General features: G+C 66.9%; 15 protein-coding genes. 11 read left to right on the forward strand and 4 right to left on the reverse strand.

Annotated elements, in window-relative coordinates; genetic code table 11:
• The first annotated feature begins 49 nt into the window (after positions 1–49).
• On the forward strand, positions 50–289 hold the full coding sequence (locus EDE12_RS02135; RefSeq protein WP_024878222.1) for a zinc ribbon domain-containing protein: 240 nt from the start codon (positions 50–52) through the stop codon (positions 287–289).
• 42 nt (positions 290–331) lie between these two features.
• Here EDE12_RS02135 and EDE12_RS02140 read toward each other — a convergent pair whose 3' ends face one another.
• Positions 332–676, reverse strand: a complete 345-nt coding sequence (locus tag EDE12_RS02140) for a glyoxalase/bleomycin resistance/dioxygenase family protein (protein WP_024878221.1) — start codon at positions 674–676, stop codon at positions 332–334.
• Positions 657–854 carry a ribbon-helix-helix protein, CopG family gene (locus EDE12_RS02145; protein WP_024878220.1) on the reverse strand — a complete coding sequence of 66 codons (198 nt, stop codon included), beginning with the start codon at positions 852–854 and terminating at the stop codon, positions 657–659. Before EDE12_RS02145 ends, EDE12_RS02140 begins: the two co-directional genes overlap by 20 nt.
• A 120-nt stretch (positions 855–974) precedes the next feature.
• On the opposite strand from EDE12_RS02145, the gene EDE12_RS02150 reads away from it, so the two are divergent.
• The 7 genes from EDE12_RS02150 to EDE12_RS02180 all read left to right on the forward strand — a co-directional run bounded on the left by EDE12_RS02150 (position 975) and on the right by EDE12_RS02180 (position 8,699).
• On the forward strand, positions 975–1,811 hold the full coding sequence (locus EDE12_RS02150) for a class I SAM-dependent methyltransferase (protein ID WP_026599838.1): 837 nt from the start codon (positions 975–977) through the stop codon (positions 1,809–1,811).
• A 30-nt stretch (positions 1,812–1,841) separates the two neighbouring features.
• A complete protein-coding gene (locus EDE12_RS02155; protein WP_026599837.1) occupies positions 1,842–2,792 on the forward strand; it encodes a 50S ribosomal protein L11 methyltransferase in 951 nt (316 codons plus the stop codon).
• A 448-nt stretch (positions 2,793–3,240) separates the two neighbouring features.
• Entirely contained in the window at positions 3,241–3,750 is a 510-nt protein-coding gene (locus EDE12_RS02160; RefSeq protein WP_024878217.1) for a GNAT family N-acetyltransferase, read from the forward strand.
• A 159-nt stretch (positions 3,751–3,909) separates the two neighbouring features.
• The gene (locus EDE12_RS02165; RefSeq protein WP_026599835.1) at positions 3,910–5,724 is read left to right on the forward strand and encodes an aminopeptidase P family protein; all 1,815 of its coding nucleotides are present in this window, start codon (positions 3,910–3,912) and stop codon (positions 5,722–5,724) included.
• A 331-nt stretch (positions 5,725–6,055) separates the two neighbouring features.
• Positions 6,056–6,847: an NAD kinase gene (locus EDE12_RS02170; protein WP_024878215.1), complete on the forward strand. Its 792-nt coding sequence runs from the start codon at positions 6,056–6,058 to the stop codon at positions 6,845–6,847.
• A 402-nt stretch (positions 6,848–7,249) separates the two neighbouring features.
• Positions 7,250–7,876 (forward strand): hypothetical protein, encoded by a 627-nt coding sequence (locus tag EDE12_RS02175; protein ID WP_026599834.1) that lies wholly within the window; start codon positions 7,250–7,252, stop codon positions 7,874–7,876.
• Positions 7,877–8,003: 127 nt separating this feature from the next.
• A complete protein-coding gene (locus EDE12_RS02180) occupies positions 8,004–8,699 on the forward strand; it encodes an outer membrane beta-barrel protein (RefSeq protein ID WP_024878212.1) in 696 nt (231 codons plus the stop codon).
• 121 nt (positions 8,700–8,820) lie between these two features.
• On the opposite strand, the gene EDE12_RS02185 is transcribed toward EDE12_RS02180, so the two are convergent.
• Positions 8,821–10,014 carry a DUF2336 domain-containing protein gene (locus EDE12_RS02185; RefSeq protein WP_024878211.1) on the reverse strand — a complete coding sequence of 398 codons (1,194 nt, stop codon included), beginning with the start codon at positions 10,012–10,014 and terminating at the stop codon, positions 8,821–8,823.
• A gap of 219 nt (positions 10,015–10,233) precedes the next feature.
• On the opposite strand from EDE12_RS02185, the gene EDE12_RS02190 reads away from it, so the two are divergent.
• The 3 genes from EDE12_RS02190 (at position 10,234) to EDE12_RS02200 (ending at position 14,686) form a co-directional block, all read left to right on the forward strand.
• Positions 10,234–10,944, forward strand: coding sequence for an aldolase/citrate lyase family protein (locus EDE12_RS02190; RefSeq protein WP_026599832.1), 711 nt, complete (start codon positions 10,234–10,236; stop codon positions 10,942–10,944).
• 238 nt (positions 10,945–11,182) lie between these two features.
• Entirely contained in the window at positions 11,183–13,648 is a 2,466-nt protein-coding gene (locus EDE12_RS02195; RefSeq protein ID WP_026599831.1) for a YfhO family protein, read from the forward strand.
• A 69-nt stretch (positions 13,649–13,717) separates the two neighbouring features.
• Entirely contained in the window at positions 13,718–14,686 is a 969-nt protein-coding gene (locus tag EDE12_RS02200; RefSeq protein ID WP_024878208.1) for a hypothetical protein, read from the forward strand.
• Positions 14,687–14,758: 72 nt separating this feature from the next.
• On the opposite strand, the gene EDE12_RS02205 is transcribed toward EDE12_RS02200, so the two are convergent.
• Complete coding sequence (locus EDE12_RS02205) at positions 14,759–15,778, reverse strand: TorF family putative porin (RefSeq protein WP_026599830.1); 1,020 nt, start codon at positions 15,776–15,778, stop codon at positions 14,759–14,761.
• Between the last annotated feature and the right edge of the window lie 40 nt (positions 15,779–15,818).

Consider the following 15,818-nt stretch of genomic DNA (forward strand, 5'->3'; position numbering starts at 1 on the left):
TCAAAAATAGGCGCCTATCCGCCGACGAGAGGAATGGACGAGGGAACGAATGCCGCTCTACTCCTATGAATGCCAAGATTGCCATGCGGAGTTCGAACTGCTGATCAGCGCTTCGGACACGCCCGTCTGCCCGTCCTGTGGAAGCGAGAAATTGCAGCAGCAGGTCGCCAAGATCTGCGTCGAGATCAAATATCCGGCCATTGCCAGATCCTGGCGCAAGGCGGCCGCCGCCGAGGGCGAGCTGTCCAATTTCAGCAAGAAGGAAATTGAAGCGAAGCCGAAGAGCTGACGGGCGCGCCTTCGGCTCTTCGCTCATGGCGTCTCGCCGGCGTCAGCGTCTGGCTGGCGCCTGCAGGCTCCATATCCGCCCATCGGGATCGCGGATGGTCATTTCCCGCGTTCCCCAATGCGTATCCGCAAAGGGCGAGACGATGTCGATCGACGGGTCGAGGCGAAACGCCTCCTCGTCGGCGACATTCAGGACTAGGCGCGTCTGCGGCGTCTCGCTCTCCGGGATTTCGGCGATGAAGAGATATGGTCCGGCGCCGTTGTGGAGCTGGCCGGAGCTGTGATCCGTCTCGAACTCCAGAGTGTAGCCGAGAGACTGGAAGAATTTCGCCGCTTTGCCCCAATTGTGGGTGGTCAGGAAAATGGCTTCAACGCCCTTTGTCGTCATCTCGGCTCTCCTCCTTCGGTGACTGTGCAGGCTGCTCGCGCGCGTCGAGATAGGCGCGCAGCGCGGCGGCGACCAAGGCCGAGAGGGATTGCTCCGTCTCGATGGCATGGTGCTTGACCCGCCGGATCAGCCCCAGCGGCAAATACACGTTGAACTGCTTGACCTCGTCATCCGCCATGAATGCTAGTATACTAGCATTCTAGCAGGAGTCGAGCGGAACAGACATTTCCCTTCCGCTTGACCTTCGACCGACTTCACGCCGTAGATCGAGCGATCCAAAAGGCAGGGGAGAGCGGGCGTGAGCGAGCCGAACGAGGCGCAATCCGCATTGTGGAACAAACGCGGCGGGGAAATATGGGTCGAGCAGCAGCCCATGCTCGACCGGCTGTTTCATCCCTTTGCGGACCTATTGGCCGAGACGGTGAAAGCCGCCGGCGCCCGTCGCGTGCTGGACATAGGTTGCGGCGCAGGGGCCACGACGCTGTCGGCGGCCGAGCGTCTGGACGGCGGACAATGCGTCGGCCTCGATATCTCATCCACCATGATCGAGGCCGCCCGGCGGCGGGCCGAGGCCGCCGGCCTCGGCAATATCGGCTTTGTCGTCGCCGACGCCCAGACCTATGATTTCAAGCCCGCGCAATTCGACGCGATCATCTCGCGCTTCGGCGTAATGTTCTTCGCCGATCCGCGGGCGGCCTTCGCCAATCTGCGGCGCGCGGCGGCGCCCGGTTGCCGGCTCGTCTTCATCGCCTGGCGGGGGCCGCAGGATAATTCTTTCATGCTCGCCGGCGAGCGCGCGGCTTCCGCTTTTCTCCCCGAGCTTTCGTCCTTCGATCCCGAAGCGCCCGGCCGCTTCGCCTTCGCCGATGCGCAGCGCGTGCGCGAGATTCTCGCGGACGCCGGATGGGAGCGGATAGAGATCGCCCCGCTCGACGTCGCCTGCACGCTGAAAGAGCAGGAGCTCGACGTCTACGCCACGCGCATGGGCAAGCTCGGCCAATTGCCGCCCGACCTCGACGAGGCGACGCGCGCCCAAATCTACGAGGCGGCGCGGCGCGCCTACGACCCTTATGTCACAGCCGGCGAGGCGCGATTTCCCGCCGCCTGCTGGCGCGTCGAGGCGCGCGCCGGGTGACGGCGCGGCGTGGGCGTGCTAAGCGCGCGCATGCTCGAAGGACTTCCCCCCAATGGCGCCAGCCACGGCCTGCGCCTCGTCTGCGACCAAACATCCGCGCGCGCCATCGCCGATCTCGTGGTCGAGACCTTCGACCCGGCCGAGACCGCGGCCACGGCTTTCGAGGAGCCGGATGAAAAAAGCTGGGCCGTCGAAGTCTATTTCGGAGATCCGCCCGACGAAGCGCAGATCCGCGCGCTGATCGAGGCCGCCGCGGGCGCGGAGGCGGCCGGCGCCGCGCAATTTTTCGAGATTTCGCAGAAGGATTGGGTCGGCGCCTCGCTCGAGGGGCTGCGGCCGGTGCGCGCCGGGCGCTTCCTCGTCCATGGCTCGCATGATCGCGGCCGCGTGGGAGCGAGCGACATCGGCATAGAGATAGAGGCGGCGCTGGCCTTCGGCACCGGCCATCACGGCACCACGCTCGGCTGCCTGCTGACGCTGGCCGAAATCTGCAAGCAGCGGCGCCCGCAGAATGTGCTGGATGTGGGGACAGGCACCGGCGTGCTCGCCATCGCCGCCGCGCGCCTGCTGCGACAGCCCATCGCCTGCGGCGATATCGATCCTGTGGCGGTGGAGACGGCGGGCGTCAACGCGCGCTTCAACGGCGTCGGCGATCTGGTGCGGCCTGTCGTCGCCGTGGGCGTGCGCCATCCTGCGCTGGCGCCCGCGCAATATGATCTGATCTTCGCCAATATTCTCGCCAAGCCGCTGCGCCTGCTCGCGCCCAAGATCGCCGCCGTGGCCGCGCCGGGCGCCGAGCTCGTGCTCTCCGGCCTGCTGGCGCGCGATGTGCCGGGCGTGCTCTCGGCCTATCGCGCGCAGGGCTTTTCGCTGGCGAAGCGCCGCGACATAGACGGTTGGGCGACCCTGCTGCTGCGCAGCGGCGGCGCCGCGCCCCGGCCGGAATGGCGCCTGCCCGACGACGAGGACGACGAGGATTGAAGGACCTTCGGCGCGCAATCGCCGGAAGAGGCGTTTTCACCTCCCCCTCGAGGGAGGAGGTCGAGCGCGAATGCGCTCGGGAGGGCGTGACGCCCCGAGTCTTTGCAGTTGAACCCCACCCCGTCCGGCTATCGCCGGCCGACCCTCCCCCTGAAGGGCAGGGTGGACGCGCATTTTCCGGCGTTCGTTCGATTGCCCATGGATACGTCTACGCTCGAGTTCGGCTGCGGCGCGAAGCGTGAAACGCAGCATCACAGTCCGTGCTTCGACCAGATGGCGCGGATTTGCTCCTCGGTGGCGAATTCACCGCGGCCGCCGCGACGGCCTCGTCGAGAAGTTTGGTCACAAAAAACTATTCTAGCGCGAAGCGCAGGAAGCGGCTTCGATTCACAAATCGGCGCGCGCCTTGCTACGCGAGACGGGACGAAAGAGGGATGCGACCGCGACCATGGCGCTGACGATCCGCCGGCTCACGACTGCCGACGCCGCCGAGTTCCACGCTCTGCGGCAGGAGGGATTTCGCCTGCACGAGCGGGAGTTTCGCTTCGCGCCGGAGGATGAGGCGCATCTCACGCTCGAGGATGTCGCGGCGCGGCTGGCGCGCGATTTCGTCGTCGGCGCTTTCGAGGGCGAAACGCTGCAAGGCGTCGCCGGTCTCGCGGGCTTCGCCGGCGCCAAGACGAAGCACAAGGCGCTGCTATGGGGCATGTATCTGCGCGAGCGCCACAGAGGCGCGGGCGGCGCCGACGCGCTGATGGCCGCGCTGATCGAACATGCGCGCGCGACTTATGAGATCATCACGCTGACCGTGATGCGCGACAATGCGAGAGCGCTGCGTTTCTACGCGCGTTGGGGATTTACGATCTATGGCGTCGAGCCGGCGTCTGTGAAGACGGCGGAGGGCGCCTATCTCGATGAAGCGCTGATGGCGTTGCGGCTCGCCTCTAGCGCTATTTGAATTGCATGTTCTTTTCCGAAAACCGCTTGGCGCTTTTCGGGAACATGCCGAAGCCGTGATCGAATTGCATGTTCCTTTCCGAAAACCGCTTGGCGCTTTTCGGGAACATGCAGTCGCCGCGATATTGCCGCAGAGCGGGGAAGGGCATAGGTTCGAGACATGTTCGAGAGCAGATTCCAGAGCTTTGCCGACGACGCCAGCGGGCAGGACAGCGCGGAGCGCCTCGCGGCCCTGCGCGCCGAGCTCGCCCGCCTCGAGATCGACGGCTTCATCGCCCCGCGCGCAGATGAGCATCAGAACGAATATGTGCCGAAATCGGCGGAGCGCCTCGCCTGGCTCACCGGCTTCACCGGCTCGGCCGGAGTCGTCGTCGTGCTCGCCGACAAAGCCGCGCTGTTCGTCGATGGGCGCTATACGCTGCAAGCGCCCGAGCAGGTGGACACGAAACGCGTCGCCGTTCTCGACATCGCCAAGACGGCGCCCTCGCGCTGGCTCGCCGAGACGGCGAAGCAAGGCGCGCGCATCGGCTATGATCCTTGGGTGCATACGCCCGCGCAGATCGACCGCTACGCCAAAGCGCTGGAAGGCAGAGGCGTCACGCTCGTTCCGCTCGAGAGCAACCCGATCGACGCTGTTTGGACCGATCGGCCGGAGCCGCCGCAGGGCGCCATCTCGCTCTATCCGCCGCGGCTCGCCGGCGTCGCCGCCAAGACGAAGATCGCGCGCGTGCGCAAGGCGCTCGGCGAGGCGGATGCGCTGCTCGTCTCCGATCCGCATGCGCTCGCCTGGCTATTCAATCTGCGCGGCGCCGATGTCGCCTATACGCCGATCGCGCTGGCCTTCGCCGTCCTTCCTAGGGAAGGCAAGCCGCTGCTCTATGTCGACCCCGCCAAGCTCTCGGCCAAGACGAGAAACAGCCTCGAAGGACTCGTCGACATTTACGAGTCTGCGGATGTCGTCGAGGATCTCGCTGACGCTGGCGCGCGCGGCTTGACGATCTTGTTCGACTCCGGCACCGCGCCGGCGAAGCTCGTCGAGCTCTTCCGTGCAAAAGGCGGCAAGCCCAAGCTCGGCGACGATCCGATCGCGCTGCTGAAGGCGATCAAAAACGACATAGAGCTCGAGGGCGCGCGCACCGCGCATTTGCGCGACGGCGTGGCGCTGACGCGCTTTCTCGCCTGGTTCGCGGAGACGGCGCCCAAAGGAAAGCTCACGGAAATCTCCGCCGCTCAGGCGCTCGAGACGTTCCGTCGCGAGAGCGGCGAGCTGCGCGATCTCTCCTTCCCCACCATCTCCGCCTTCGGCCCGCACGCCGCCATTCCGCATTATCGCGTCACCGAGGCGAGCGATCTGCGCATCTCGCGCGGCTGCTATCTCGTCGATTCCGGCGCGCAATATCTCGACGGCACCACGGATGTGACGCGCACCATCGGCGTCGGCCGGCCGTCGCGGCAATTGCGCGAGCATTTCACCCGCGTGCTGCAGGGCCATATCGGCGTCGCCCGCGCCGTGTTTCCGGTGGGCGTCAGCGGCGCGCAGCTCGACGCTTTCGCGCGCCGCAGCCTATGGGAGGCGGGGCTCGATTTCGATCATGGCACGGGCCATGGCGTCGGCGCCTATCTCTCCGTGCACGAGGGGCCGCAGCGCATTTCGAAGCTCGGGACGACGCCCTTGCAGCCGGGCATGATCCTCTCCGACGAGCCCGGATATTATCGCGCCGGCGAATATGGCATTCGCCTCGAGAATCTGATCGTCGTCGAGAAGCGCGAGATCCTCGGCGCCGAGCGCGAGATGCTCGGCTTCGAGACGCTCACCCTCGCGCCTTTCGATCTCGCTCTCGTCGATCCGAAGCTCTTGAGCGTCGAGGAGACGCGCTGGCTCAACGCCTATCATGCGCGGGTGCGCGCGGAATTGTCGCCGCATCTCGACGCTAAGACGCGCAAATGGCTGGCGCAGGCGACGCGCAAGCTCTGACGCGAAGGTCGCGCTGCGCTTTTACCCTCCCCTTTAGGGGGAGGGTCGGCCGGCGGGTAGCCCGGCGCTTGCGACGGGCGTTCTCTTAGAAGGCCCTATGGCCGGACGGGGTGGGGTTCACCGGCAAAGACTCGGCGGCGCCCCCTCCCGATCGCCTACGGCGCTCGACCTCCCCCTCGAGGGGAAGGTGGAAACGCCTCTCCCGGCGCCACTTCTCGTTCACGCGATCGCCTGCGGCGCGGCCTCCCGTCCCGTTTCCTTCCGACCTTGCCGGGTGTATGGAGTTCGGCCTTCGCCGCCGTCAGCGCGGCCCGCCGAGCCAGGTCCACCCATGTCCGTGTCCGGCGAAACGCCGAACAATCACAAGCATCTCGCCTTTCTCTCCTCCGGCACGCCGGAGGCCGATGAGGCGAGGGCGCGGCTCGTCGCCAAATATGGCGAGGTTCCGCCGGAGGAGGCCGATTGCATCGTCGCGCTCGGCGGCGATGGGCTGATGCTGCGCACGCTGCATCGCTTCATGGGCGCCGGCAAGCCGATCTACGGAATGAACCGCGGCTCCGTCGGCTTTCTGATGAATGAATATCGCGAGAGCGGGCTGCGCAAGCGCATCGCCGAATCCAAGCCCTCGATCATCCATCCGCTGCTGATGCGCGCGACCAACACGCATGGCGACGAATTCGCCGCCCATGCGATCAACGAGGTCTCGCTGCTTCGCCAGAGCTCGCAGATCGCCAAGCTGCGCATTTTGGTGAATGGCAAGGAGCGCCTGCCGGAGCTCATCACCGATGGCGTGCTGGTGGCGACGCCGGCCGGCTCCACCGCCTATAATCTCTCCGCCAATGGCCCCATATTGCCGCTGGACGCGCCTTTGATGGCGCTGACGCCGATCTCCGCCTTTCGCCCGCGGCGCTGGCGCGGCGCGCTGCTGCCGGATGCCGCCAAGGTGCGGCTGGAAGTGCTCGAGGCGGAGAAACGCCCCGTCTCCGTCGTCGCCGATCACGACGAATTCCGCGACGCGCTGCAAGTCGACATCGAGATGGATCACGGCGCCGATCTCATCCTCCTGCACGACGCCGGGCATTCTCTGGAAGAGCGCATTCTTCGCGAGCAGTTCGGCTATTGAGGACTCACGGCGCGACGCTCCCGCGTCGAGGACGCGCGGCTTCGCGATTCGACCGCGCCTCCTCGCGGTAGTCCAAGACGGCGCAACCTGGCCGACTCGCGAGAACTCCGTCGACTCGTCCCAGCGCGTCTGGCGCGCGACCATCGAGATCGTCAATGGGCCGAGCGGTCTTGCCGCTCCACGGTCGCCGGACGAATTGCGCAAATTCGTCGGCGCGCAAGGGCGGGCGTCGCCTCACGCGATGCGCCCGTGAACCGCTCGATCGAGATATCGCCGCTCAGGTCGATCTTCGGCGCCCGTCTCGCGGTCGCGGGCGCGCCATCGCAACGCGCGATAAAATATAATTGACACACTCAGTTTTTAATGTGAAACATTAAATTATAGACGATTTAGATGAGACCGATGATGCGCAATGCTTTCCTTGCCCCGGCGCTCCTCGCCATGCTCGGCGGCTGCGGCCATATTCCCGTGTCGACGCTATGGGCGCTGCGCGGTCTCGATGCCTCGACGCTCTCGCCCGAACGGCTGCGCGCCGCGGTGCGCGTTCCCGACGCGCTCGAGCCGCGCCCCGACGGCGTGACGCTGGAGATCGGCTGGTGGCGGGACGGCCGGGAAAGCGAAAAGCGCATAGTGAAATTCGTCCTGCGGGAGACCAAGTCGTCCGCTGACGTCGAGCCGCTCGCGGGCGAGCGAAAGGCAGGGACGCGCATCCACGCATTTCGCGTCGATCCGGCCGATATCGAGAAGATTCGCGCCCTTCAGACCGAAACGCGCGCGGAAATGGCGAAAGGCGGCGGCAAGACCCATGGAACGCTCGGCATCGGCGCCGAAGCGTGCCGGCGCGGCGACCTCCCCGAAGGTCCCGTGATGATGACCACCTTCATCCGCGCGGGCGTCGAGCGCGACTATCTGACTCTGCTCGACGGCGTCGATCTGCGCGCGGCTGTGGGAGCGGACAAGAGCTTGGACGAGCTCGCGCCCCCTTGCGCGAAATTCGCCAACCGCGTCGACGCGGCGTCCGCGCGATGATCTCGCAAAAGCCCATTCGCGCGCCGCCGCGCTGACGCGCTCCCCAGAACCGTCTCCATCCTCTCGACGTCGAAGCGGACGCTTCGTCGAACGCCCTCCCCATGCTTCCACAACGGAGCTTTTCCCAATGAAATACCTGCCCATTCTCGCCGCCGCGTTGCTGTCCTTTTCCACCGCCCGCGCCGCCGATCTCGGCGCTCGCCGCTCGGCGCCGCCTGCCCTCGCTCCACCGCCGGCCTTTCTGTACAGCGGATTTTACGTCGGCGCACAGGCCGGCTGGCTCGGCTACGCCGACCGCGCCCATGTTTTCGCGCCGAACGACGTGTCATTGGCGCGCGTCACGGCGCGCGGCGGCGGCTTCGTCGGCGGCGTTCACGCCGGCTATGACTGGCGCGTCGGTCCGCTGGTCCTCGGCCTCGTCGGCGATGTATCGGGCGCGCGGGCCGTCGGCAACGCATTCGAGCCCTTCGGCGTCGCCATTCGCGACCAGCTCGGCGCGCAGGGTTCCCTGCGCGCGCGGGTCGGCTATGCTTTCGACCGGCTGCTGATCTACGCCACCGGCGGATTGAATGTCGCGGATGCACGCCACGACTACCGCGCGCCCTGGGCGAGCGACTCCCGTCATTTCCTCGTCGCCGCGCCGACCGTCGGCGTCGGCGTCGAATACGCCTTCACCGACCGCTGGAGCGGACGGCTGGAATATCGCGTGAGCGGCGTCGGCGCCCCGCGAGAAACGTCGCGCATCCTGCCATCGACGCTGGTGCGTCACGAAGCCGGCGCCGGCGCCGCGACGGTGGGCGTGAGCTATCGCTTCGGACCTTGAGGCCGAAGCGGAGGCGATAGGGGAAGGCAGCTCGATCGATCGGCGGGGCCCCTTCGAAATCCCGCTGGCGACGCTATCCGCGACATTCGCGCGCGTGACGGGCAGGCCCCGCGCGACTTCGCTAGGCTGCGAGCAGCTGCGCCTCCAGCGCCGCCATATCGACGAGCGACTCTTGCGTCAGCGCGGCGGCCGCTTCGCGCGCGTCCTCGCGCAGCGCCTCGGCCTCGAAACGGCGCAGCAGCGCCATCAGCCGATCGAGCTCGCCGGAATTGACATGGTCGCAAGATGTCAGCACGCGCTGCACCATCGCCAGCGACAGACGCGCGCCGGAAGGAACGCCCGCGTAACCAAAGGCGCGCTGCGCCTCCAGCGCGGCGCGATAGGCCGGCAGGAGATTGGCCGGCATCCCCGCGCGCGCATAGAGCGCCGCGAAGCCGGCGCCGTCGTAATCCCGCGTCAGGCCGGCGACCTTCTCCTCGTCCACACCGGACAATTCGGCGAGCGTCGCCTCGAACAGCGCGCGATTGCCGGAGAGCAGCGCGCGCAGAGCGAGGCTCGGCGTCAGCCGCGCCTTGCGGCGCAAATGGCCGACCAGCATGCGCACGCCTCTGCGGCCCTCGCTATCGTCGGCCGAGGCGGCGATGACGACATTGGCCTTGTCGCGCGCCTCCTGCATGATGCGGCGGGTGCGCTCGGGCGACAGCCAATCGCGATCCAGCACGAAGGAAGCGAGGCTCGCCGCCGTCGCCTCGACGAGATCGACGCGCACCGCCGCCGGCAGAAACGGCCGACCGAGCAGCGCCTCGCGCAGCTGGGCGTCATCGCCGAAACGCTCGATCATGCGGCGCATGGCGAAGGCGGGAAGCTCTGCGCCGGGATTGACAGCGAGCGAGATCAGCGCCTCGCAGGCGCCGATCTCGGCGATGGCCGAGGCGAGGCCGGTCGGCACATGGGCGCGCAGCGCAATGGCGCTCTGCGAGAAGACGTCGCCGATCGCGGCGCAATCGATCAGCTCGCTCTCCGTGAGCAGCGGCGAGCGCGACAGCACCATGGCCGCAATGTCCGACTGATCATTGGCCAACGCCGAGACGATGGAATGCGGCGCGTTGGGCGCGCCGGCGAAGGCCTTGGCGAGCGCGCGGCGCACCAGCGGCGAGGGATCGTCGAGCAGAGCGGCGAGCGCCGTCTCCGCCTCGCGCTTCATCGCGGCGTCGAGATCGCTCACCAGATAGGCGCGCGCCAGGGCGGCTGCGCCTTCCACTCTGAGGGCCGTCGGCGCGCTTTGCGCCCATTGCAGAAAATTTCTCACGATCATCGGCGCTCTGGGCTCCGCCCTAGAGTCTTTTCGTGTTTCCCTGAAACCTGAAAAGACTCTCTGCTTTTGTTTTGACGCGTTTCCAACGCCGAACCGGCGTCCACTTCGGCTGGAAACGCCCTAGGTGCTCGACCTGACTTGACGCGATCCTGGGCAGAATCGCGACTTATGGTAAATGCCCGCTTAAGATCACGGCGGCGAATGGCGGAAGCAGCGAAGATGCGGTCCTTTCTTCTCGTCCCGCCGCGCGAGGAGGCCTTTTCCGCCGCTCTCGCCAGCGGCGCCGATGCGCTGGCGCTCGATCTCGGCGATCCCGCGGACCCTGCCCGTGAGTCGATGCGGCGGCGGGCGGCCGCGCTCATCGAGCGGCCGCGCCCGCCGGGGCTGCGCCTCTATGCGCTGATCGCGCCGCTCGGCGCCGCCATAGACGCCGATCTCGCGGCGCTCGTCGCAGCGGGCGTGGACGGCGTGTTTCTTCCGCAGGCCTGCGGCGGGGCGAGCGTGCAGCATCTTTCCGCCAAGCTCGCCGTGGCGGAGGCCGAATGCGGCCGGGCCGACGGCGCCACGCGCATCATCGCCCTCGCGACGCAGACGCCTGCCGCCATATTCGCGCTTTCGACCTATGGCGGCTCCTCCTCCCGCCTCGAGGCGCTGGCCTTCGATACGGAGCCGCTGCGTCGCGCCCTCGGAGCTTCGCCGGACGGGGCCGCCGGACCCTCGGCCATCGCCCGCTCTCTGCTGCTGCTGGGCGCCGCGGCTGCCGGGGTCGCGGCGATCGACGCGCCTTTCGCCGATCTTGCGGATGCGGCCGGCCTCGCCGCCCAATGCCGCGCCGCCCGCCAGGAGGGGTTTGCCGGCAAGCTGGCGCTCGACCCCATACAAATCCCACCGATAAACCAGACTTTCGCCGCGGACGCGCCTGCGTTATAGAAGGCGGCGCCCGAACGTTCATCACGAGTTCATCAAGGTGAAATCAATCTGAGCCAATTCGAAAGGGCGGGAACGGGTTTTCAACAGATCCTGCTTTTTTCATCAGAGCCCGAGCATTCTTCGTCGCCGTGGCGACGAGCGCCTGCCCGGACGTCCCGCGTGAGAGGCGAGCCGCCATCGCGCGACGCCGCCCGCCGGCGCCGCCAGAGCGCTCGCGATAGTCGAGACAGGTTCGAAAATGTCGATAAGCGACCGCCCGCTCGGCGCATTGACCGCCGAGGACACCCCGCTCGCGCTCATGGAGACGCGTCGGGCGCTCGCCGGACCCGATTCCGCCCACGCCCATATATGGACGCGCCGAGACGCCCTCCTCGCCTTTGCGGGCGTCGCCCTCTTCATGGCGCTGGCCGCCGGCCTATGGGCGGCGAGCGGTGCGGTGGTGCCCTGGGACTCAAAAAATCACTTCTATCCCATGTTCCGCTTTCTCGGCGAGGCGCTGCGCCGGGGCGACGTGCCGCTCTGGAATCCCTATCATTTCGCTGGACATCCCGCCGTCGCCGATCCGCAATCGCTGATCTTCGCGCCGACATTCTTCCTCCTGGCGCTGCTGCGTCCCGCCGCGACGATGCAGGAATTCGATCTCTTCGTGCTCGCGCATCTGCTGATGGGCGGCGCCGGAATATTGGCGCTCTGCGCGCGGCGCGGCTTCGTCCCCTCGGCCTCCGTGCTGGCGGGAATGATCTTCATGCTGGGCGGGGTCGCCGCAGCGCGGCTCCAGCATACGGGGATGATCATCTCCTACAGCTTCTTCCCGCTCGCGCTGCTGATGCTGGAAGTCATGCTGGAGCGCCCGCGCCTTCTCAACGGCGTCGGCTTTGGAATTCTCGCCAGCCTCATGGCGCTGGGGCGCGATCAGGTCGCCTATCTCTTCTGCCTCGTGCTGATCGCCCGCCTGCTCTACGCCGCCGCCGTCTCCCGCCGGCCGCTGGACTATCTGCTCGGCCGCTGGCCGGCGCTGCTGGCCGCGGGCGCGACGGGCGGCGCGATTCTCGCCGTTCCCGTGCTGCTGACGCTGCAATTTCTGGCGACCTCCAACCGGCCGGGCATCGCCTTCGGCGTCGCGGCGGCCGGCTCGCTGGCGCCCGTCAATCTCGCCACTCTGCTCGCGCCCGATATTTTCGGATCGCTGGACAAGAGCTATGATTATTGGGGTCCCGGCTATGACACGATCGCCGCGCCGGACTGGACCGACCGCGCCATCAACTATCTCTTCATCGGCGCCGCGCCCGTCGTTCTCGGCTTCTGGCACGGCCTCGCCGGCGGGCGCATCTTCGCCAAGGAGATGCGCTTTTTCCATTACATGCTCGCCGCCGCGCTGATCTACACGCTCGGCCGCTGGACGCCCGTATTTTCCGCTATCTATGATTTCTTCCCCGGCGTGTCGCTGTATCGTCGGCCGGCGGACGCGGCCTTTCTTCTCAACGCCGGCTTCGCGCTCAGCGCCGCCTATCTGCTGCATCGCTATGTCGCCCATGGCGCGCCGCGGCCCTTTCAGAAAATGCCGCGCGCTCTCGCCCATGGGCTCGCCGCCGCGGCGGTGGGCGTCACCCTCGCGCTGATCCTCGGCGGGCTGGCCTTCTCCTTCGCCCATGGCCATGGCGTCGAGTCGCTCATCGCCGTGGCCGCATCGCTCGCCACCGCCGGCGCTGCGGCAGCGGCTCTGCAGCTCGGCGACAAATTCGACAAGCGCAGCCTCGTCGCCATTCTTCTCGTCGCCGCGACCGGGGGCGAGCTCTTGTGGCGAAACGCCGCCGATCCGCTGAACGCGGAGCCGGCGACGCGCTACTCCATTCTCAACGAGGCCTCTCCCGCCGAGCGCGGCGCCATAGCCGCGCTGCGCAAGGATATTTCCGAGCGCGCCGCCAAGGGCGAGCGCCCGCGCGTGGAAATTCTCGGCCTGCCGGGCGGCTGGCAGAACGCCTCCATGATTCTCGGCCTCGAGGACACCCTCGGCTATAATCCGCTGCGCATCGCCGATTATGAGCGCGCCGTGGGGCCGGGCGACAATGCCGTCGACCCCAATCTGCGGCATTATCCGGGCACGTTCCGCGGCTATCGATGCAAGCTGGCGCGGCTGCTCGGCCTCGATTATCTCGTGCTCGGCCGCCCGCTGGCGCGCATGCCGCGCCATATGCCGCGCCCCAACGCTCTGCCGATCTTCGTCTCCGATCAGATCTACGTCTATAAGCTCGGCCGCGCCGCGCCGCGCGCCTATTTCGCGACCCGCGTGATGGGCGTCGACTCCGATGCGGCGATCGCCGATGACAATATTCCCGATTTCGAAGGCGCCCGCGAGGCGCTGGTCGATCAGGGCGATCTCCCCAAGCTCGATCCGGCCCTCGCCGATCCGGCGGCGGCCGGCGGGCCGGAGGGCCATGCGACCATCGTCTCCTATGAGAGCGAGCGCATTCTCATCGACGTCGAATCGGAAAAGGACGGATTGCTCGTCCTCCACGATCTCTATTATCCGGGCTGGGAGGCGCGGGTGGACGGCGCGCCGGCGCCGATCGTGAAGGCGAATATTCTGTTCCGCGGCGTGCCGACAGCGAAGGGACGCCATCGGGTGGAATTCCTATTTCGGCCGTTTTCCCTCGCCAATCTCGCCTCCGCCGCCTCCACCCTGCTCGATCATCGTGAGGAGTGACAGGGCGGACGGCGGACGTCACAATAGCCCGTCGAATCCGGGCGTCTCGCCCCCTCCAATTTGCGGCGCATGAAGCTTCTCATCCTCCACACCTCGAGGTTGCTGCTCGCCTCGACGATGCTCGTCGCCGGCGCCGGCTGCGCCGCCGCGCAGACCGCCGCTCCGCCCGCCCAGCAGAAGGGCCGCTCGGCCAAGCCCGCCGCGCCCGCACCCTCATCCACCCCGGCGGAGGAGGAGAAGCCGGCTGCTGGCGCGACGCTGCGCCTCTCGGCCGTGCTGACGCAGAGCGATTCCGCCGCGCTGCGCAGCGGACTGGTCTGGCGGATTTTCGAGGACGCCGCGCAGCCGGACGGCTCCCGCAAGCTCGTCGCGGAATCGCGCGAGGCGAGCTTTTCCGAGCAATTGCCCGATGGCGCCTATATCGTCCATGTCGCCTTCGGCCTCGCCGGTGCGACGCGCCGGGTCGTCATGGAAGGCCGCAATGTCAGCGAGAGGCTGGCGCTCAACGCCGGCGGCCTGAAGCTCATCGACACTCTTGGCGACAATCAGCTGCCGGCGCAGCGTCTCGCCATCTCCATCTATGTGCCGGAACGAGGTAACTCCGAGGCCAAGCTGGTGCTCGCCAATGCCCGATCCGGCGAGGTGCTGTGCCTGCCCGAGGGCGCCTATCACATCGTCTCGACGCTGCTCGATGTGAGCCAGGGGTCGCAGGGCGACAACAATACGACCAATTCCGTCGTCACCGCCGATTTGCGCGTTCCCGCCGGCAAGGTCACGGAGGCGACGCTGCGCCATCACGCCGCGACGATGACGCTGAAGCTGGTGAAGGCGCCGGGCGGCGAGGCGCTGGCCAACACCTCCTTCTCCGTGCTGACGCCGGGCGGCGACGTGATCCGCGAATTGATCGGCGCCTTTCCGTCGCTGGTGCTGGCCGAGGGCGAATATGTCGCCATCGCCCGCCGCGAGGGCAAGACCTTTCAGACGACGTTCAAAGTGACCTCGACGCAGGATCGCGACGTCGAAATCCTCACGCAATGACTGACAAAAAAACGGACCCGCGTGGCCGCGGGTCCGTCTTTCGAAGGATGAAGTCGAAAGAGTTCGACGGCCTTACTTGAAGGTCGCCGAGCTGAAGTCGATGGACAGCGAGGCGACGAAGCGCGCGCCGCACCAGCTCGACGAGCTCTGGCCGGTGAGCGTGTTCACCGAGGCCACGTAATTGCCGGCCGGGTCGGACGTGTTCAGGAAGCAGCCCGCGCGGGTCAGATTGGAGTCGTAGTAGCGCAGGTCGAGCGTCACCACGTTCCAATTATAGGACGCGCCGACGTTCCAGGTGTTGTAGCTGGCGAATTTGAAGCCCTTGGTGCCCAGAACGCCGGTCGCCAGGAAGGCATAGTCCGGATCGATATAGCTGCCGCCATAGGCCGGGCTCGAATTGCCGATGTAGTAGTGGCCGAAGGCGCCCGAGAGCGACAGCCCCGAATAATCGGTGTTGGCGAAGGGGACGACCTTGGCGTTGATCTCGGAATACAGCGCGTGGGCGCTATAATTGTTCCAGTTCGGAGCATAGGCGATCTGGCCGCCGAGCGTCAGATAGTCGTTCACCGCCCAGCTCGGCTTGAAGTAGATCTCGACATAGCTCGGGTCGAAAGCCGTGGTGGGGAGGGCGGTGTAGGAGTTCTTGAACGTCGTGACCGGGATCGCGCCGCCGATGAACCACTGCTGATGGTTGCTCGGATAGGCGTAGTAGATCGCGCCGAAGTCCAGCGTCAGCGGACCCCAGGTGGGGCGGATGCCGGCGGTGATGTCGATCTCGGCGAGCGGGCTCGTGGCCAGCGTCACATTGGTGGCGGCGAGGCCCGTGTAGAACCAGCCGTAGCGCAGCTCCTCATAGACGCTGCCAGCCGGGCGGTGGGCGCTATTGGAAATGCCGCGGACAATATAGTCCGACATGAATTTCGCGCCATAGGCGTAGTCGAAGCCGGCGTCGAAAACGTCGAGATTCGGTTCCGGCCAAGCGACCAGCGGCTTGGCGGGCTCGGGCTTGGCGGTCTTCGCATCATCGGCGGCATAGGCGCCATTCGCAAAGAGCGCGAGCGCGGCGACGCCGGCAAACAGGACGGATTTCATAGTCTTAGGCTCCCCGATACTGGAATCGTTCTCGTCGCGA

The sequence above is a fragment of the Methylosinus sp. sav-2 genome, from assembly GCF_004366495.1.
Taxonomy (GTDB): domain Bacteria; phylum Pseudomonadota; class Alphaproteobacteria; order Rhizobiales; family Beijerinckiaceae; genus Methylosinus.